Below are 19770 nucleotides of genomic sequence, written 5' to 3' on the forward strand. Positions count from 1 at the left end.
GGTGGGAGCGCAATCATATTCACGTGTTGACTGGGGGACGCATGGCAGAGCATTTCGACATCGGTGTCGTCGGCGGTGGTCCGGGAGGCTATTCCGTGGCCTTGCGGGCGGCGCAACTGGGGCTTTCGGTGGCGCTGGTGAACCGCGAGCCGAGGCTGGGCGGCACCTGTCTCAACCGCGGGTGCATCCCCTCGAAGGCGCTTATCACCGCCAGCCACGCCATCGCCGGCATCGGCGACGCGGCTCGTATGGGCGTCAACGCCAGCCTTGACTCCATCGATTACGGCAAGCTCAATGGATTCAAAACCGGTATGGTCACTTCGATGACCAATGGTTTGGCCTCGTTGCTCGCGGCACGGAAGGTGACGGTGTTCCAAGGTGAGGCGGAGGTGACGGACTCACATCACATTTCCGTTATCACTCAAGCACCATCGCGTGCAGATGAAGGAACTAGCGGAAAACCTGAACCAACCACCATCGAAATCGAAGCTGACGAAATCGTGATGGCCACGGGCTCACGACCCAGGCCATTGCCGGGCATACCGTTCGCCGGGGCGCTCATCGAATCGACGCAGGCGCTCGGCCTCGCCCGCTTCCCGAAGTCGGCCGTCATCATCGGAGCCGGCGCCGTGGCGGTGGAGTTCGCCTCGCTGTGGCGGCAGGCTGGAGCGGAGGTCACGCTGCTCATCCGCCACGACCGCGTGCTCTCCCACTGGCACCGCCGCACCTCCTCCGCGCTCACGAGGGCGCTGAAATCCAGCGGCATCACCATTGTCGCCAATAGCCAAGTCACCGGAATCGACGCTGGCCGTCTGCCGGAAGCATTGCAAGACAATAATATTGATGATTTTTCTTCGGATTCCTCTTCATCGCAAAACTCGCAAGGCGTCACGGTACATTACACCGCGCAGGACGAGCGGCACGACATCCAAGCCGACATCGCCCTCGCCGCCATCGGACGCGATCCTAACACCGACGCGGCATGGATCGCCGACCTGGGCCTCAAGCTTGACGACCACGGCCTGGTGATCACCGACGCCTACGGCCGGACCAACATCGAACACGTTTGGGCTTTGGGTGACATCACCCCTGGACCGGCCCTGGCGCACCGCGCGTTCGAGCAGGGCATGGTAATCGCCGAGAAAATCGCCGGACTCGACCCGAAGCCCGTCGACAACGCCACCGTGCCCGAGGTCGTCTTCTCCACACCCGAGGCAGCGAGCGTTGGGCTCACCCTCGAGCAGGCCCGGGCGGATGGCGACATCAGCGAGGCGAAGGAGACCATCTACCCGATGATGGGCAACGCCCGGATGCAGATGAGCGGCTCGGCCGGATCGATGAGCGTCGTGACGGGAACGTATGCCAGCGGCCCCGGAACCCCCGTCGTCCTGGGCGTCCATATGCTCGCCCCCGAGGCCAGCGACCTCATCGCCGAGGTGGAGGAACTGGTGGGCAACCGCGTGCCGCTTGGCGAGGCGGCCCGGCTCATCCATCCGCACCCCACCTTCAGCGAGACGTTGGGCGAGGCGTTGCTGCGCGCCGACGGCAGGCCGCTGCACAGCCGATAGGCGCGAGCACCCGGCGAAACCAAGGCGGAACCTGGGCCGACACCGCCGCACTATTGCGTCGGTACCACTGCTAGAATTGATTCATTATGTGTCAAAAGTCGAGCCACACAAGTGAGGGAGTCGATGGCCAAAGAAAAAAAGGCTAGAAAAGGGCTAAAAGTCGTCCATCAGATGATGGAGATCTACAAGTACACCCATGCCGAGGACAAGGCGCTGCCGTGGCTGCTGGCGGGGGCCTTCCTGCTGCCCGTCATCGCGGGCGTGGCCACCGGCCTGTTCCTGCACTTCAACTGGCTGTGGTGGATCTTCATGGTCATCCTCGTGGTCATGCTGGGCGTGCTACTCGCCACCATGCTGCTGACCAACCGCGCCGACAAGGTGGGCTACGCCAAGATCGAGGGCCGCCCGGGCGCCGCCATCAGCGTGCTCGGCAACATCAACAAGGCCGGCTACAACTTCCCGCAGCAGCCTGTGTGGATCGATCCGAAGACGAAGGACGCCATCTGGCGCGGCACCGGCTACAACGGCATCTACCTGCTGGCCGAGGGCGCGCCCAGCCGCACCAAGCGCGCGCTGGACCGCCAAGAGCACGCCATCAAGGGCGTGACCGCCGGCAGCCAGATCCCCGTCTACCGCATCCAGGTGGGCACCGGCGAGGGACAGGTGCGCCTGAAGAACCTGCGCAAGAAGGTGCTCGATTGCAAGAGCTACGAGCCCACGCAATACAAGCTCTCGATCATGCGCAAGATTCATCCGCGCCGCCGCTTCATGCTCACCAAGGGCGAGCTCGAGGTGTTGAACGAGCGCCTCCGCACCCTGCAGGACAAGCATGGCCTCGGCATCCCCAAGGGCATGGACCCCACCCGTCCGCAGCACATCAGCCGTCGCGCGATGCGCGGACGCTGACGCCTTCGAATCCCTCCGTTGATGAAGCGGAGGGATTCGTCATATTCGCGGGTCCCCAGCGCAATCGTCGCTGCTATCGATGCGTGACATATGTTATGAAACATGCTCGTAACCCAAAGCGCGAGCCTACGAAATCCATCCCTCTAGACTTGATAGTGAGAAACAACATGAAAGGAGCGGTCCATTGACTGCACTCGAAACCAAGGAAGACCTTGAGGCCCTCATCAACACGGAAGGCATTGAGTATATCTCAGTCCGCTTCACCGATCTCATCGGTGTCCAACAGCACTTCACGGTGCCGGCCAGCGAGTTCCTGAAGGACGCCTTCACCGACGGCGAGCCCTTCGATGGCTCCTCCATCCGCGGCTTCCAGGCCATCCAGAACTCCGATATGAAGCTGCTGCCCGACGTCTCCACCGCGTTCGTGGACCCGTTCCGCAAGCACAAGACGCTGGTCGTGGCCCACTCCGTGGTCGACCCAATCACCCTCGAGCCCTATTCGCGCGACCCGCGCCAGGTGGCCGCCAAGGCCGAGGCCTACATCAAGTCGACCGGCGTGGCCGACACCGCCTGCTTCGCTCCCGAGGCCGAGTTCTTCCTCTTCGATTCCGTGCGTTATGAAAACTCGATGCAGCGCTCCTTCTATGAGGTGGACTCCATCGAGGCCCCTTGGAACTCGGGCGCCGAGGTCGAGATGGACGGATCGCCCAACATCGGCTTCAAGAACCGCGTCAAGGGCGGCTACTTCCCGCCGGCCCCGCAGGACCACAACCAGGACCTGCGCGACGACATGGTCGCCAACCTGCAGAAGGTCGGACTCATCCTCGAGCGCAGCCACCACGAGGTCGGCGGCGCCGGCCAGCAGGAGATCAACTACCGCTTCAACACCCTGCAGCACGCAGCCGATGACCTCATGAAGTACAAGTACGTGGTGCATGAGACCGCCTTCGAGGCAGGCAAGGCCGTCACCTTCATGCCCAAGCCCATCGCCGGCGACAACGGCACCGGCATGCACTGCCACCAGTCGCTGTGGAAGGATGGCAAGCCGCTCTTCTACGACGAGAACGGCTACGGCGGCCTCTCCGACATGGCCCGCTGGTACATCGGCGGCCTGATCAAGCACGCCTCGTCGGTGCTGGCCTTCACCAACCCGTCGCTCAACTCCTACAAGCGCCTGGTGCCCGGCTACGAGGCCCCGACGAACCTCGTCTACTCGGCCCGCAACCGCTCCGCCGCGATCCGTATCCCGTTCGCCGGCACCGCGCCCGCGGCCAAGCGCCTCGAGTTCCGCGTGCCCGACCCGACCTGCAACCCTTACCTCGGCTTCTCCGCCCAGCTCATGGCGGGCATGGACGGCGTGCTCAACCACATCGAGCCGCCGGCCCCGGTCGACAAGGACATCTACGAGCTGCCGCCGGAAGAGCTCAAGAACATGAAGCACGTGCCGGCGTCCCTCGCCGAGGCGATGGACGCGCTCGAGGAGGACAACGACTTCCTCACCGCCGGCGGCGTCTTCACCACCGACCTCATCGACACCTGGATCTCGCTGAAGCGCGAGGAGATCGACCAGCAGCGCCTGGCCCCCACTCCGCTCGAGTACGAGCTCTATTTCAATCTCTAAAGGTGCGTGGCCACTTTTTGAGCGTTTCTGAAAAGTGGCCATGAAACGCACATCCTTAGATTTTTAAAGGGTTGGAATCTTAACGATTCCAACCCTTTCTCATACCCAATATGTTCATTTACGTGGCCACTTTTTAAATGTTGCTAAAAAGTGGCCATCAGTCCTGTTGCCAACGCCTTGAAGGCGTTGGCAACAGGACTGTCTGCCAATCGGCCATCGGGGTTGAGGACGGCGGGGCGGCCGGCCTCGCCAGTTTCGCGAATTTCGGGCTGGAGGGGCAATTTGGTGAGGAGGGGGACATCGTAACCTAGGGCCTCGGTCAGTTGGTCGCTGACGCGCTGGCCGCCGCCCTCGCCGAAGAGGCGCAGGCGTTCGCCCTTATGGTCGTAATAACTCATGTTCTCCACGACGCCGCGGACTTTCATCGGCACCTGCAGGGCGACCAGGCCGGAGCGCACGGCGACGTCGGAGGCACTTGGCTGCGGGGTAGTGACGACGACCAGTTCGGCGTTCGGCAGGGCCTGGGCCACGGAGATCGCCATATCGCCGGTGCCGGGAGCGAGGTCGAGCAGCAACACGTCGGGGCTGCCCCACCACACGTCGGCGAGAAATTGTTCGAGGGAACGCTGCAGACGCGGGCCGCGCCAAAGAATCGCGCGGTCGGCCCCGGCGAACATGCCGATGGATATCATCTTGACGCCCCACGCCACCACGGGCATGAGCATGCCGTTGAGGTCGGTGGGCCGCGAATGCACGCCGAACAGCGTGGGCAGCGAGAAGCCGTAGATGTCGGCGTCGATGGCCGCCGTGTCGTAACCCAAGGCGGAGAAGGTGGCCGCGAGGTTGGCGGTGACGGAAGACTTGCCCACTCCGCCCTTGCCCGAGGCGATGGCGAAAATGCGCGTCTTGGTACCGGGCTTGTTGAATGGGTTCTGACGTCGTTCGGCCTTGAGCTGGGTGACGAGCTTGCCAAGTTTCTCGTGGCTCATCGCGCCGATCTGGATGTGGGGCTCGAGTTTGAGACCTGGGTAGCTGGTGACGGCCTGGTTGATGCGCTCGGTGATGGTTTTGGAAAGCGGGCAGCCGGGGACGGTGAGCTCGACGTGGACGGTGACCTCGTAACGCGTGGCATCGGCCGGGTCGGGACGCACCTCGATGGACGGGACCATGCCCAGGTCGGTGATTGAGCGCCCCAGCTCCGGATCGATGACGTGCGAGAGCCGCTCGTATATACGCGTTTCAATCGTCCCGGTATCAGCTTGCCCTGGCATTGATCCTCCTTGAATCTCCCCTCACACTCTATCGTGCCGCCACGCGGCTCGCCAGAGCGCCGCCGACTTGGGCAGCGCTCCTTATCTCACCACGGTGCATGCCGTTGTTCACGCGAATCGCGAATATTCGCAAACCCGCCAAGTCAACATAGCCGGCGCCGAAAACCTGTGATTATTCAGAAGCCGACCCATCGCCGGAATCGCCGGAATCCTTAGCAGTCTCAGGCCCGCCGGATTCCTCAGACTCCCCCGACTCCCCAGGCTCACCTGTCTGCAGCAACGTCTTGAACTGGGCCTCGTCGAGCATCGGCACGCCCAGCTCCTCGGCCTTGCTGGCCTTGGAACCGGCGTTGGCACCGACCACCACATAGTCGGTCTTTTTGCTCACCGACCCCGCCGCCTTGCCGCCACGTTCGACGATGGCCTCCTTGGCGGAGTCACGGCTGAACTCGTCGAGCGAGCCGGTGACCACGACGGTTTTGCCGGCCAGCGTCTGCTCCAGCGTGTTCTTCCCCACCTTCGCGCCGACACCCGCGGCCTTCCACGCCCGGAGGATCTTGCCGCGCCAATCGTCGGGATCTTTGGCGGCAGTGAACCATTTGACCACCGATTCGGCGATCTCGTCGCCGATGCCGTTGATGGCGGAGAGCTCCTCCTTGGTGGCGTTGGAGATGGCCTCGATCGAGCCGAACCGGTTGGCGATGAGCCGCGCCGTTGGCGGGCCGAGGCGGCGGATCGACAGCGCCACGAGCACGCGCCAGAGGTCCTTCTGCTTGGCCTTGTCGATCTCCTCGAGCATCTGGAGCGTATAGGCGCTCGGGCGCACGTAGACGGGCTGCGGACCGAGATCCTCCGGGGCTTTGGCAGGGCGTTTGGCAGTGCTGACCACCACCGCGTCGTCAGGCACGTCGTAGCCCGGATACTGCTGGGAGACGCCGGCCTCGGCTGGCGCATGCGATTCGGCGGAAGACGCCGAGGCACTGGCGGCGGTGACACTCGCCGTGCCGTTCCCGTTCCCGTTCTCATCCGACTCAACATTCCCAGCCTTGTTCTCATCCACCTTGGCCAGTTTCGCCTTGGTCGGCAGCGTCCAGAAGGCGGGCACCTGGTGCCAGAGCCCTGACCGGCCACGATTCTTGCGTGTCTTGTGCTTGTGGCCCTTGGCATCGACGTGCTCGGTGACCTCGACGACGGCGAGCTCACGCCACACCTTGACGTCCTTCAACATGCCCGCGTCGAGCGAGAACACGCCGGCCTCGCTGGTGAGCACCGGCTTCTGCCGCTCAGGCAGGCGCAGTCCGGCGGGCGGCTCGTAGGGTTCGGGCTCCTCGTCCGGCCCCACCTCGATGTCCTTGCTCCGCAACGTGTAGGTGGCGGTGGATTCAGGCCTGTTGTCCTCCGGGTTGGTCAGCGCGATGGCGCTCTGCTCGCCCAGGTGCTCGATGTCGAGGGCCTTGCGGCTGGCCAGGTTCATGACGCGCTGGGTGAACTGCGCCGGGCACGACTCCACGTTCGGGCAGCGGATGTCTATATCGCCCTTCTTGGCCGGAGCCAGCTTCGCGCCGCACGACGGGCAGTATTCGGGCATGACGAACTCGCGCAGCTCATTCTCGCGCCCTTTGCGTCGCTCGAGCACGGGCCCGACGATCTCGGGAATGACGTCGCCGGCCTTGCGCACCACCACCACGTCGCCGATCATGACGTTCTTGTGCTTGACCTCGGAAGGATTGTGTAGCGTGGCCGCCGCGACGGTGGACCCAGCGACATAAACGGGGTCGAGGATGGCCACGGGGGTCACGCGCCCCGTCCTGCCGACCTGCACGACGATGTCCTTAAGCAGGGTGTTGACCTCTTCGGGCGGATATTTGTAGGCGATGGCCCAACGCGGCGCGCGGGAGGTGGCCCCGAGCCGACGTTGCAGCGCAAGATCGTCGACCTTGACCACGATGCCGTCGAGCGCGTGCTCGATGTCGCCGCGGTGCTTGCCGTAGTAGTCGATCATGTCGAGAATCTGGTCGAAGCTCGTTATCTCGCGGTTGTGCGGCGAGACCGGAATCCCCCACTTCTGGTAGAGCTCGTAGGCCTCGGACTGGTCGTTGACCGCGTCGTGGCCCTCGTTGGCCGAGCCCGGGGCCCAGCGCAGGGTGCCGAGGCCGTGGGCGTAGAAGCTCAGATGGCGGGTGGCGGTGATGCGCGGGTCCTTCTGGCGCAGCGATCCGGCGGCGGCGTTGCGCGGGTTGGCGAACGGGGCCTTGCCGGCCTCCTCGTTGGCGTCGTTGAGCTTGTGGAAATCGTCCCAGCGCATGAAGACCTCGCCGCGAATCTCGACGAATTCGGGGATGTCTTGCGGGGAGCCGCCGAGGTTCTGCGGGATGGACGAGATGGTGCGCACGTTCATCGTGATGTCCTCGCCGGTCACCCCGTCGCCGCGCGTGAGGCCCTGCTGCAGCACGCCGTTGCGGTAGAGCAGGTTCAGCGCCAGGCCGTCGATCTTGACCTCGCAGGTCATCGGCAGCGCCTTGCCTTCGGGCCATTCGAGGTCCTTGCGCACGCCGTCGTACCATTCGCGCAGCTCGGCGATGGAGAAGACGTCGTCGAGGCTCAGCATCTGGGAGGGATGGCGCACCGATTTAAACTCATTGGAGATGGTACCGCCCACGCGATGAGTGGGCGATTGAGGCGTGTCGAGCGAAGGGAACGAGGCCTCGAGCGCCTGCAGGCAGCGCATACGGTCGTCGTAGGCGGCATCAGAAGATGTAGAAGAATTGTTGATGTAGTAGGCGATCTGGTCGCTTTCCACCCACGAGGCGACCTTGGCCCAGAGCCTGGCGGCGGCCTCGCTGGAGAGCTTGGGGATATCGAGCCTGGTCAGGCGTTCGGCGTCCGCGTCCGTGGGGCGCAGGGCCGCGATCCAGGGCAGGGAGCCGGGCGCGAGGGCCGCGATGCCCGTGTCGTCGGTGACGGTGGGTTCGCCGCCGCCGAAATCCCATGCGAGCTGCTGGTCCGCCCCGTCATCGCCGTTGCCTTGTGCTGTGCTCATATTCGCCTATCCTTGTGTATCCCGAAACAAAAAGTCATCGCGCCGTGACCAGTCTTATATCGTGGCCCGCCTTATATCAATGTATCTTACGACCATCGAATATCAATGGTTTCCTCAGTAATCATCCGATAATATTGACCAAACCAACATGCCGATAACGCCGAAACCGCACCGCAAAGCAAGCCAAGCACCATACCAAGCCACTCACGCGCTCAACGAGCGCAGGAACTGGGCCTGGGCCATGTCCATGCCCTCGTCGGCGCCGTCGTCCATGCGGGCCGCGGCCACTGAAAGCGTCCTAGCTGGCACGAACATGCCGCCGTCGACGCACACCCTAGCCGCGCGCCGCACGATGTCAGCGACCTCGGTGTGGGGCCAGACCGGAAGCCCGTGGCTTTCCAAGACCTGCTGGGCCAGCTCGAAACTGGTGGGCACGAGGATGCATTGCGATTGCGCCCGGGCCAGCAGCTCCTGCAACTCGCCGTCCAGCGAGGCGATCTTGCCGGGCGCGATGTGCTCGCTCATGATATAGCAGGCGGCGGCCACGTCGAAACGGCCACACATCCACTCGGCGTAGGCCAGGCGGTAGTAGGCGTAGGCGGCGTCGTCGCGGTCGAGCGAGACGCGCAGGGCGTTGAGGCAGGCGGCTCTGGCGGAGTTCCAGTCCTCCTCGCGGGCCAGTTGCACGGCCAGGCGCAGGTGCGAGAGCGGGTAGGCCGGGGCGTAGGCCACCAGCTTGTTCAGGTGCGGCAACGCGGCCTTCGCGCCACGCAGTTGGGCGAGCACGTCGGCCAGCTCCATGTGGGCATAGAAGAGGTTGTCGGGGATGAGCACGGTGCGCTCGTCGCGCGTGGCGAAGAGGCGGTTGTAGACCACGCGCTCGGCGTAGGAGTTGAAATACCTCGCCGCCCCGCCGCCGGCGTAGCGCTCATCGAGGTCGGCCACGGCGCGCTCGAGGCTGTCGATGGCCTGGTCGACCTGGCCGGAGAAGAGCAGGTCGCGGGCCTTCAGGCGTTCGCCGTCCAGCCGCTTGGAGAGCGTGAAATCGAGGTCGGGCGTGTCGACACCGTCGATGAGGGCCTTGCTCACATCCGAGGCCAGTTCGGTGAGCTCCGGGTCGCCGATCGAGTTGACGATATCCATGGCGCGCTGGGCCTTGGCGGGACTTTCGAGCGTGGTGTCGGCGGCGATCCGGTGGAACTCGTCGACCGCCCGCTGCATCAGGTCGGCGCGTTGAATGGAAAGGCCGAGGGCCGCGTCGGTGCCGAGGACCTTCGCCACGTTCCCGCTGAAGCGCTGGTCGGAGAGTTCGGGCTCCTCCTGGCTGCCCAGAGGCGAGAAACGCTTGTCGCGCAAGGTAAACTGAGGATGCTTTGAGGCGGTGTTGAGTCCGTTGAAGCCGGCGATGTCGAGCGTGGCGCCGAAACGCTCGTAGGTCTCCTCCGGATGGGAAAGACCGGCGGCGCGCATGCGCTCAAGGAAATCACCGCGCGAGAAGGTGACCGTGGCCAGGGTCTTCGTGGTCGGCCCACTGCGCAGCACCGCCAGAGGGTCGTCGGTGTCCTCACCCTGGTCACTTTGGCCGTCTTCGTCGCCTTTCATCGAGGCTTGGGAACTCTGGCCGCCCTGTGGCACGCTCATGGCCACCGAGTCGAGGTCGACGCCTTTCATCAAATCCTCGAACCGGGCGTTGAGCAGCGCGTCGTCTTCCTCGTCATCATCATCGGAATCGAAGTCGGCGTTGCCGTTATGGGTATCGTCCGTGCCGGTTTGCGTCACCTGGGGGTTGGTGGTATTGGCGTTCTGGACGGGATTGACACCACTCGAGTCGTCACCCGTACCTGTGACCGATGCATCTGGCATGTCAGCTTTATTGGTATCGGCAGCATCGGAAGCGTGACTGTGCTGGTCTTCCGCCGCTCCCCTGTTTTCGGACGTCCCCGATGGCGTGTCGGCGGAATGCAACGGCATGGCCGCCACGTCGCCCTCGGCGCGCACAGGCATCGATCCGGACTGCATCGGGTCGCCGTGGATGTCGCCGTCCTTCGGATCGGCCTTGGAGCCGCCCGCGCCCATATTGGGCTTCGGGGCCCGTTCGAAGGCGCCGAGCGCCTGGGCGATGAGCTTGGAGATGGCCGAATCCTGCTGGGCCACGGCCTCCTCGAGCCCCATGGAATCGATGCGGATCGACACGTTTTCGACGCTCTCGTCGGCGCCGAAGCACAGCGCCGCGATGATGAGCCCCACGCGCAGGTTGTATTTCGCGCTCATCTCGGTGCGTTCGGCGTCGCTCAGGGTCTTCCAGGCGCGGCTGACCACATCGAAGCGGCTAGTGGGCATCATGGTCTTGCCCGCCGTGGTGAAGGAGACCGCGACGTTGCCGTCCTTGAGATTCGAGCGGAATTCGGTGTCGAAACGATAGGGCAGCTTGAGCCGGCGCAGCAGCGTGGCGACACTTTGGCGGTATATCCACTCACCTCGTTTGTCCTTCGGGGTGCCCGGCTGAGCGGAATCCTCCCCCGGCGCGTGACGGGCGACGTCATCGGCGATCCCTGCGGCCAGCCCCAACAGCCGGCGCATCGAAACGGTGCTGGACTCGTCGAGCGAGACCGAGCCATCCTTGCCGGGGTTCAGCGCCATCAGCGCCGGGTTGTCGAGCAGCTTGTGGTCGATCTGCGCGGCCTGGGCCCGGGTGACCGTGTCTTCGATAGGAAAGGCGCCGACCCTCGCGTTGCGTTCCAGCCAGCCGCTCACCGAGGCGAAGCGGTTGAGGTTGCCCTCGATGTTAAGCGCCTCGAGCGCCGGGGTGAGGTTGAGCGAATCGTCCCACGTGAAAAAGTAATTGCCCGAATAACTCGAGGTATAGAGGTGCAGCGGCTCGGCCCCGTGCACGGCCTCCAGGCCGGACGACTCCTTGAGCGCGCCCGATTCGCGCATAAGATCGGCGAAATAATCCTCGAGCCCGGAGACGCGAAGCCCGTGGGCGCGGGCCTCCTGGGTGTCGTGCACACTGCGGCGGATGGCGCCGAGCGGGGCCTCACGGTTGAGCCGGCGGAAGATGTTGCCCGCGCCGAAGCCGATGAGCTGGCCGCTCATGCCAGGCAGCATGTAGGCGGCGAAGAAGGCAATAGCCACGGCGTCGCGGTAATCAAGGTCGATGCGCATGTCCTCCGGAAGGGGATAGCGCATCTGCTCGAGCGTATAGCGGTCGCCGTGGCGCAGCCAGGAGGCGAGCCAGGTCATGCGGCCGAACATATCGCGGCCGACGATGCCGCCCTGCATGGTGCTGACGTTCCTGCCACGCCCATACCTGCTTTCGTTACCATCACCGCCGTCTTGCATATCGTCTGAGCCGGCCGCCGAGGCGAGGCCACGCACCAAGCGGGAATCGTCGTGCAGCAGGAAATCGCCTTCCTTGCCCAGCACCAGCGCGGCGTCCATGTCGTGCGTGTCCATCTGCGGGTCGGAGCCCGGAAACACGCGCCCCTTGCCGTCGGCGAGCGCCACCTGGCAGAATCCGCGCCTGCCCACGAAGACGCCCAGAGAGAAAAACCGGCCACCCAATTGCGGCAGTTGCGCCCAGCCGAGCTCGATGCCGTCCGGCACACCGTCGAAATGGAATGTCTGGCATTTGACCAGCGGGCCGAGCTCCATGGTCTGGTCCATCAGCAGCTTCAATTCCGGCGGTACGACGGCCTCGCCGGGAACCTCGCCCGCGTCACCGGGCTGGTCGAGTTTGCCGTGGGAATGGAAAGGTTCGACGCCCGTGCCGAAGGCCACATTCAGATGATTCGCAACACGCCCAAGCCTATCGAGGAAGTCATGTTTTCCTGATGAATCGGCGGAACCACGCGCGTGCGAAAAGAAATGAGACATATGTGCAATTCTTTCAATTCAGCCAGACATGAAGCTTATAGAATAATGGGGTGAGCACTAACAAGCACGGCCTTTTTTCACGCCATCGATGGGCGATTCCAACCCTTCTCGTGGCGCTTGTCGTCATACTCATCGAGGCCCTGCCGCTCAACATGCCGTTCTGGAGTTCCTTCGGCGCGAGCACCGACACCGCGTCGGTCACCAACCCCATGGGTTCCGGGCTTTCCCGGCAGGCGGACGGCACCCTGCGCGTCACCGATCCGGCCAACGCCTACCTGAGCGTGACCAGCGACGGCAGCTCGCCGTACGTGCGGATCGACCCCTCCATCACGCCGGGCGCGAGCCACGCCGGCCACGCCGCCGCACACAAGGCTGGGCGGGTCCACGAGCCACTCACCTCGGTGCACGTGCGCATGGACGTCGACGGCACCACCTCCCCCACCAAGGCGCTGTCCACCGAGGTGCCGCAATCCCTCTACTTGGCCATGCCGCGCCAAGGCAAGTCGATCACGCTGTGGATTCAGGAGCCGGTGGGCAGCGACATCCCGTTCCTGGCGGTGCGCGCCAACGCGAAGGTGCCCTTCCACTTCGATTGGGGCCGGGTGGCGGCCATGCTGGTGTTGGCGCTGCTGGTGGCGCTCTGGTGGCCCGGGTCGCGCCTATGGAGGATTCCGCTCGACACGGGCAGCACCAAGCAGCGCGCCGCGTTCTGGGTCTTCGCCTTGGCGCTGGCCGCGATGGCCGTCTCCCGAATCGCCTCGGCGCTGGCCAACCCTTCGGGCACCTTCCACGCGGCTGGCGGCTATACGTATGATTTCAACCAATACGGTCACCTCGCCGACGCGCTCATCCACGGCCGCACCTCGATCGACCTGCCGGTGCCCCAAGGCCTGAAACAGGCCGGCAACCCCTACGACCCCCAGGCGCGCGAGACCCTGCTGGCCCAAGGTGTCTCACCGATTTACTGGGATTACGCCTTCCATGACGGCAAGTGGTTCACCTATTTCGGCGTGCTGCCCGCGCTGCTGCTGTTCGCGCCCTACCGCATCATCACCTCGTGGTTCGTGCCCGGCGGGCTCATGCTCCCCTCGAGCGCGGCGGTGGCGTTGCTCTTGCTCGGCGTGGCGATTTTCGGCTCGCTGCTGGTCATCCGCCTCATCGGTCGCGTGGCCCCACGCGCCTCGCTGGCCACGGTCTCGCTGGCCCTGGCGCTGGTGGCGGTGGGCAGCAACGCCGGGTATCTGGCGTTCCGCATGAATTTCTATACGATACCCTTCGCCGCCTCGTTGCTGCTGAGCGCCATGGGATTGTGGCTGTGGATGGGGGCCGGCGAGACCAATCCAGACGGCAACGGCAACGGCAACGGCCACGACCAAGGCCAAGGCCGCCGACATCATCGTCATCTGATCACCTTCGATTCCGCGCCCTCGCTCTCCAAGCCGCATCTGGCCGCGGGCGCGCTGTGCATCGCCGCGAATTTCGGCTGCCGCCCCACCTTCATCGTCGTGGCGCTGCTCGCCCTGCCGCTCTTCTGGCCGCAAATCCGTCTGGCGCTGCCCCGCGTGGAATCGACCAAGCGCGACACCCGTTCGCTGCTCGCCGCCTGTGGCGCGGTCCTGCTGCCCGCGCTGGTCGTCCTCGCCCCGCTCATGGCCTACAACCAGGTCCGGTTCGGCTCGCCCATCGATTTCGGGGAACGCTACCAGCTCACCGTCGCCGACATGACGCGCCAGCGTCCATCCCCGATCAACCTGCTGCCGGCCATCGGCTATTATCTCTTCCTGCCGCTGCGCCCCTCGCCAGGCTTCCCGTTCCTGGCCATCGACCCGGCCCCGTTGCCCACCTGGACCTACGTCGAGCCGATGGTGGGCGGCCTGGTGGCCCTGTGCCCCGCGCTGGTCTGCGCCCTAGCCCTGCTGCTGCCGAAAACCCGCAGAAGGCTGCGTGCGCACGGCTTGCTGGCGACGGTGTGGGCGATGCTCACGCTGGCGGCCATCCTCATGGTCCTGGACGCGATGAAAGGCGGCCTCGGTTGGCGCTACATAATCGATTTCGGCTGGCTGGTGAGCCTCGCCACCGTCGCCGCGCTCCCCTCGCTGCTGGGCGAGGACGCCGAGGATGACGGGCTGTTGAGGCTCAAGGAGACGTCAACCTCGAAAGAAGGAATCTCGCTGGCCGAGCGCCGCAAGGAGTTTCAGATGGTGCCGGGTTGGGCGCACATCGGCTGGAGGCGCTACCTCGCGCGCCTGGTCGTCATGGTCCTGGTGGTCGCGAGCCTCGCCATCGCGTTCATGGCGCTGTTCGTGCCCGGCCGTGACGACGCGCTGACCAACACGAATCCCGCGTTGTTCCACGAGGTGCAAAGCTGGTTCGAGATAATTTAGAACGATATTACGTATTGATATCGAATTGATATCGAATTGATATCGTTTATCTACAAACCTTGTATACCAAGGCGAAAATCGTTATTGATATCTTTCTGACGACACATCGCGCAACGATCCGCAACACGACGCGACATTGCGCGCCGATTCGCTATGCCGCCATCAGCGCGGAGACGGCCTTAAGCACCGCGTTGATGTTGCGACGGAAGACGTCGGGCTCGGGCAACAGCGAGACTGCCAGATAGCCGTTGCCGGCCATGTCGAAGAAGTATCCGGGCTGGCCGGTCAGGCGCGAGTCGTGGATGAGGCGGAGCACCAGGTCGTTCTCGTCGATCATCGACGGGAAGCGCAGCAGCACATTCCAACCGCCCTCGGGCCGCAGCACGGAGACCAAGCCGGCCTCATCCTCGTCCAGCATGGTATGCAGGAGCTTGAGATTGGCGCGGGTGCGCTCCTGCACACGGCGAAGCTGACCCGGCACGGCGGCGAGCAGCTCGGGCATACGTGTGGCGATGATGTCGCTGAAAGGCAGATAGTCGTCGGCGATCACGTCGAGACGGCGCTGCGCCTCGTCCACCATGTCGTCGGGCCCGCTGACCTGAATCCATCCGACCTTGGCATGCGGCGCGGCCAGTGCCTTGGAGAATCCGTCGAGCGCGAAGGTGAGCGCGCCCTGCTCGCCAGCTAAGCGGCGATTGCCCGCGAACGGCTCGAGCGAGTAGTCGAAGAACACCTCGTCGGCGATGATGGCGATGCCATGCTCGCGGCACAACGCGACCAACGCCTCGCGCTCCTCCGGCTTCACATACGAACCGGTGGGATTGTTGGGGTTGATGAGCACGATCGCCCGCACCCGCTCCCTTTGCGGACCATCCAGCAGGCGCTCGATCCAGCCGACGTCGATGAACCACGAACCGTCGAATTCCAACTGGTATTCCAGCGTCTCGACGCATTCGAGCCCGCCGATGGACTCGATCAGCGGATAGCCGGGCTTGGGGCCCAGCACGATGTCGCCCGGGTCGCACATCAGCTTGAAAATCCACGAATATGCCTGCGAGGTGGAGCTGAGCAGATAAAGCCTCTGCGGATCCACGGAATCGGCCTGTGCCTGTTCCTGCACCTGCGACGATTCCTCCGCGTTCCGCTTCGTCAGGAACTCGGCCAACGCCTCGCGCGCCACCAACGGCCCTCGCGGCTCGGCGGTATACACGCCCGGAACCTCTTTCGGCGCGAGCCCGTGATGGGTCGGGTTGGAATCGTTGACGGTCTCAAGCCTGACGCCCTCGGCGCGCGCGGCCCGCTCGGCCTCGGCGATCACATTGAGCCGTGTCGAGCCCACCCTTGACGAAAACCGCATAACGATTCAATCCCTTCCAATATTTCCAGCGCCGGCGAGAAGCGCCTCACAACGCAATTGGTTCCGCCCGAAGCGCGACCCCGGGCGGAACCAACCAATACCAAATAAAACGAATAAAAAAAACGAATGAACCGATGCTCAGACCAGCTTGGTCGTCGCGTAGTAGGCGGCGCCCACGATGCCGGCCTGGTTGCGCAGCTTGGCGGGCACGATCGGCGTCTTGACGTCGATATAGGGCAGGAACTTCTCGCTCATACGGCTCACGCCGCCGCCGACCACGAAGAGGTCGGGGTTGAAGTACTTCTCCATCAGCCCGTAGTACTTGGTCAGGCGCTTGGCCCACTTCTTGTAGCCCAGGCTCTTCTTGTCGCGCACCGAGGAGGCGGCGTATTTCTCGGCGTCGCCCTTGCCCTTGGCCAGCTCGATGTGGCCGAGCTCCGTGTTGGGGATGAGCACGCCGTTGTAGATCAGGGCGGTGCCGATGCCGGTGCCGAGCGTGGTGGCGATCACCAGACCGTCCTCGCCCTTCGCCGCGCCGTACTGCTGCTCGGCCAGGCCGGCCGCGTCGGCGTCGTTGACCACGGTCACGGGCCTGCCGCACGCCTCGGAGAAGAAGGCGGTGACGTCCATGCCGATCCAGGACTTGTCGAGGTTGGCGATGAAGTCAATCGGCTTGCCGGGCCTGATGGGAGCTGGGAAGGCGATGCCCACCGGGGCGCCTTCGGGCACCTCGAAGTGTTCAAGCTGCTGGCGCACGATCTTGGCGATGGCCTTGGGCGTGGAGTTGTCAGGGGTGAGGATCTTCAGGCGCGGGAGGGCGAAGTCGCCTTTCTCAAGGTCCACGGGCGCGGCCTTGATGCCCGAACCACCGATGTCAACGCCGAATGCCTGTGCTGTCTCAATCATTGTTACCCCTCAGGTTTGTGTGTTCGCAACATGTGCGCGGCAACGCCTAATAACGCGTATACCATACCTCACGCGATACCCAACCACCACCCCGTCTCCCGTCTTTTTTCCATGCCCTGCCCAGCCGCTGAAAACGACCTGATATACGCATTTCCCGACGTCGGGAGCGCGGCGGCGACAGAAACGTGCGAAGCGTCACATTGTTGGGGAGTATGACGCATAATGGTGTCTATGAGTGAACATAATCAACTGATAGATATGGTCAACATCCGCACCTCGACCCGCAACTGGTCGGCCACGCCACTCGACGACGAGAAGGCCCGGCAACTCGAGGCGTCCATCGACGCGATCGACACGATCTCCGGCCTGCACGTGCAGCTGGTGCGCAACCAGCCCAAGGTCTTCGCCGACGCCAACGCCTCCGGCCACTTCGTCAACGCGGCGGACTACATCGCCGTGGTCGGCCCGAAGGACGACGAGGCCCGCGAGCGCGCCGGCTTCTTCACCGAGCGTCTGGTGCTCACCGCCACCTCATGGGGCCTGGCGACCTGCTGGGTCAGCGGCAGCCTGGACCGCGACGAGGCCGCGAAACATTGCCGTATCAAGGCCGGCGAGACGCTCTACCTGGTGGTCGTCATTGGCCAGCACGAGCATCCGAAGGACTTCGTCTCCAAGGATTACCAGACGTTGGCCGCCGAGGCCGCCTCGCATCGCGAGTCCATCACCTTCGATGCGATGACGCCGACGATGAGCGCCGAGGAACGCGAGCACGCCCCGGAATGGTTCAAGGCGGGCGTCGAGGCCGCGCGCAAGGCCCCGAGCGCCATGAATTTCCAGCCGGTGCGTTTCTCCTACAGCGCAACCGACGACACCGCCGCGGCGACGCTTGACCACAGCGTCGACGACGGCCAGGCGTTGAACGATCTGGGCATCGCCAAGCTCAACTTCCAAATCGGCGCCGGCAGCGGGCAGTGGGCCTGGGGCGAGGGCGGCCTGTTCATCCACCGCTGAGCGATCGAAGTATTCGCCCACATAGGCATGTTGGATTGCGTTTGCGACGCTATCTGACGTTTTTGCGTCACAAATGCAATCCAGCAGCCAGATTGATTGCGTTTGCGACGGAATATGGACCATCAGCGTCGCAAATGCAATCCAGCAGCCAGATTAGTTGCGTTTGCGACGGAGTGTGGCCCACCAGCGTCACAAACACAAGACAGGCACCCCATAAGTTGTGGATGTGACGGAATATCAGTCACTGGCGTCACAAACGCAAGCCGGCAGCCAAATTGGTTGCATTTGCGACGGAATATGGACTACTAGCGTCACAAACGCAATCCAGGCACCACACAAGTTGCGTTTGTGACGCGGATGTGACGCAGGTGGGCTGTTACGTGACGCGACTGCCACGCACGCGCGCGTCACGTAACAGCCCACCCCAGCCAATCATCACTTCAGGGGCGGCATCGGCTTCCAGTTCGGATCGTGCAGGAGCTTGCGCGAGTCGACCCAGCCCTTGGCGATCTGCTTGAGCCCGGTCTTCAGGTGCTCGCGGTCGACGGCGACCAGACGGATGACCTCCTTGATGGCGGTGAGCAGCGTGCCCAGTCCGAAGAGCGCCGGGCGATAGTCGCCGTGCGCCATGAAGTAGCGGGCCATGTAGCCGCGGTTTCGCATGATGTGGTAGCGGTTCATGTCGGAGGTCGAGTTGAGCTGGCGCACGCCGGCGATGTCCCAGTTGCCGATCACGCGGGTGCGGCGAATGATCTTGTCGCGCACGACGATGGGGTCGGTGACCTTGCTGGCGAGGTAGCCGTAGATCGTGTCGTCCCAATAGATGAAGAAGCGCGGGTCCGGCAGACCGATCTGCTCGACGATGTTGCGGCGGAAGAGCCCGCCCTCGAAGCACATCGTGTCCATCGTGCGGTAGCCGGAGGGGCCGAACGCCGCGGGCGCGATGGGATTGGGGATGCCGAGCGGCACGATGAAGTCATACTGCCAGTAGAAATCTCCACCGTCGTAGTCGAGGCGAGAGCCCTGGACCACATCGTGCCGCGGGGTCCACTTGGAGAGTTCCTGGATGGCGTTGGGTAGGACGGCCACATCGTCGTCCATCACCCAGAACCATTCCGCGCCGATCTCGTAGGCCTTCTTCACGCCGTTGGAGAAGCCGCCGGAACCGCCGATGTTGCCCGCCTGCGGCTCATAGAGCACGCGCGCGGTGTTGCCGCTTTCGTCGGCTTCCGTCTCGCCCCACTGGGCCGCGAGCGCCGCCGAGAACTCCTCGACCATGCCGCGGGTCTTGTCGCTATGCTCGTTGTCGACCACGACCACGCGCCATGGCGCCACGGTGAGCTTCTCGATCGAATCGAACAGCGTCGCCAAGAGCTCCTGGCGCTTGTAGGTCACCACGACGATGGCGAGCTTCTCTATCGGTGACTGCGCCACACTTGCCGCGACACCATTTTCCACAGTTTCCTCGTTTTCACTCATACCCCCATTCTTGCACCCCCACACGATGGACGGACTGTGAGGGCCACGCACAAGTCGGTATATACGATTTCAGGAATGGCGAAATATGGCCAATCCCATTTTGCTATCTGCCGACTTGTGCGTAACTAACAAAGCGCGTTTATCGATTTGCGAAAAATTAGTCAGGGGATGACCATACGTGAGGGTATAGATGGAAACGCAAGTTTCAGGGAAGGTGAAATTCCTTATTGGCGGTAACGACACTGTCGGTCTCAAAACGACAGCATTGCCGAAGCCCGCGAGCCGCGAAAGCAGCCGATTCGGTGGGAATCCGAGGCCAACGGTCATAGTCCGGATGAAAGAAACGAGGCT

The 19770-nt window shown here is 63.8% G+C and carries 11 protein-coding genes and 1 riboswitch; of the genes, 5 read left to right on the forward strand and 6 right to left on the reverse strand.

Features of this window, described 5'->3' with window-relative positions; genetic code table 11:
* The first annotated feature begins 41 nt into the window (after positions 1–41).
* From OZY47_RS05010 to glnA, 3 genes are all read left to right on the forward strand, one after another.
* Positions 42–1568, forward strand: coding sequence for an FAD-dependent oxidoreductase (locus tag OZY47_RS05010; RefSeq protein WP_277177261.1), 1527 nt, complete (start codon positions 42–44; stop codon positions 1566–1568).
* Between the two features lie 123 nt (positions 1569–1691).
* Positions 1692–2474, forward strand: coding sequence for a DUF4191 domain-containing protein (locus OZY47_RS05015; protein ID WP_277177262.1), 783 nt, complete (start codon positions 1692–1694; stop codon positions 2472–2474).
* A gap of 184 nt (positions 2475–2658) precedes the next feature.
* The gene (gene glnA, locus OZY47_RS05020) at positions 2659–4095 is read left to right on the forward strand and encodes a type I glutamate--ammonia ligase (protein WP_277177263.1); all 1437 of its coding nucleotides are present in this window, start codon (positions 2659–2661) and stop codon (positions 4093–4095) included.
* Between the two features lie 143 nt (positions 4096–4238).
* Here glnA and OZY47_RS05025 read toward each other — a convergent pair whose 3' ends face one another.
* The 3 genes from OZY47_RS05025 to OZY47_RS05035 form a co-directional block, all read right to left on the reverse strand.
* Positions 4239–5366, reverse strand: a complete 1128-nt coding sequence (locus OZY47_RS05025) for an Mrp/NBP35 family ATP-binding protein (protein WP_277177264.1) — start codon at positions 5364–5366, stop codon at positions 4239–4241.
* Positions 5367–5538: 172 nt separating this feature from the next.
* On the reverse strand, positions 5539–8406 hold the full coding sequence (gene ligA / locus OZY47_RS05030; RefSeq protein ID WP_277177266.1) for an NAD-dependent DNA ligase LigA: 2868 nt from the start codon (positions 8404–8406) through the stop codon (positions 5539–5541).
* 204 nt (positions 8407–8610) lie between these two features.
* Positions 8611–12282: a tetratricopeptide repeat protein gene (locus OZY47_RS05035; protein WP_277177267.1), complete on the reverse strand. Its 3672-nt coding sequence runs from the start codon at positions 12280–12282 to the stop codon at positions 8611–8613.
* A 110-nt stretch (positions 12283–12392) separates the two neighbouring features.
* Here OZY47_RS05035 and OZY47_RS05040 point away from each other — a divergent pair, with 110 nt between their 5' ends.
* Positions 12393–14666 carry a glycosyltransferase gene (locus tag OZY47_RS05040; protein ID WP_277177268.1) on the forward strand — a complete coding sequence of 758 codons (2274 nt, stop codon included), beginning with the start codon at positions 12393–12395 and terminating at the stop codon, positions 14664–14666.
* Between the two features lie 151 nt (positions 14667–14817).
* Here OZY47_RS05040 and OZY47_RS05045 read toward each other — a convergent pair whose 3' ends face one another.
* Together OZY47_RS05045 and ppgK are read right to left on the reverse strand one after the other, a co-directional pair.
* Positions 14818–16029 (reverse strand): pyridoxal phosphate-dependent aminotransferase, encoded by a 1212-nt coding sequence (locus tag OZY47_RS05045; protein ID WP_277179169.1) that lies wholly within the window; start codon positions 16027–16029, stop codon positions 14818–14820.
* Between the two features lie 132 nt (positions 16030–16161).
* Entirely contained in the window at positions 16162–16929 is a 768-nt protein-coding gene (gene ppgK, locus OZY47_RS05050; protein ID WP_277177269.1) for a polyphosphate--glucose phosphotransferase, read from the reverse strand.
* A gap of 231 nt (positions 16930–17160) precedes the next feature.
* Between ppgK and OZY47_RS05055 the strand changes: the two genes are divergently transcribed.
* Positions 17161–17940 (forward strand): nitroreductase family protein, encoded by a 780-nt coding sequence (locus OZY47_RS05055; RefSeq protein WP_277177270.1) that lies wholly within the window; start codon positions 17161–17163, stop codon positions 17938–17940.
* A gap of 435 nt (positions 17941–18375) precedes the next feature.
* Here the strand turns inward: OZY47_RS05055 and OZY47_RS05060 are convergent, their stop codons facing one another.
* Positions 18376–19419 carry a glycosyltransferase family 2 protein gene (locus OZY47_RS05060; RefSeq protein ID WP_277177271.1) on the reverse strand — a complete coding sequence of 348 codons (1044 nt, stop codon included), beginning with the start codon at positions 19417–19419 and terminating at the stop codon, positions 18376–18378.
* Between the two features lie 197 nt (positions 19420–19616).
* Positions 19617–19769, forward strand: a riboswitch (FMN riboswitch).
* Position 19770: the final 1 nt, after the last annotated feature.

This window comes from Bifidobacterium sp. ESL0790, from assembly GCF_029395435.1.
Classification (GTDB): Bacteria; Actinomycetota; Actinomycetes; order Actinomycetales; family Bifidobacteriaceae; genus Bifidobacterium.

What these genes read in the sequence shown, in the direction of transcription:
- OZY47_RS05010 (WP_277177261.1), top strand. Translation starts at nt 42, where the DNA reads ATGGCAGAGCATTTCGACATCGGTGTCGTCGGCGGTGGTCCGGGAGGC.
- OZY47_RS05015 (WP_277177262.1), top strand. Translation starts at nt 1,692, where the DNA reads ATGGCCAAAGAAAAAAAGGCTAGAAAAGGGCTAAAAGTCGTCCATCAG.
- OZY47_RS05025 (WP_277177264.1), bottom strand. Translation starts at nt 5,366, where the DNA reads ATGCCAGGGCAAGCTGATACCGGGACGATTGAAACGCGTATATACGAG.
- ligA (WP_277177266.1), bottom strand. Translation starts at nt 8,406, where the DNA reads ATGAGCACAGCACAAGGCAACGGCGATGACGGGGCGGACCAGCAGCTC.
- OZY47_RS05035 (WP_277177267.1), bottom strand. Translation starts at nt 12,282, where the DNA reads ATGTCTCATTTCTTTTCGCACGCGCGTGGTTCCGCCGATTCATCAGGA.
- ppgK (WP_277177269.1), bottom strand. Translation starts at nt 16,929, where the DNA reads ATGATTGAGACAGCACAGGCATTCGGCGTTGACATCGGTGGTTCGGGC.
- OZY47_RS05055 (WP_277177270.1), top strand. Translation starts at nt 17,161, where the DNA reads ATGAGTGAACATAATCAACTGATAGATATGGTCAACATCCGCACCTCG.
- OZY47_RS05060 (WP_277177271.1), bottom strand. Translation starts at nt 19,419, where the DNA reads ATGAGTGAAAACGAGGAAACTGTGGAAAATGGTGTCGCGGCAAGTGTG.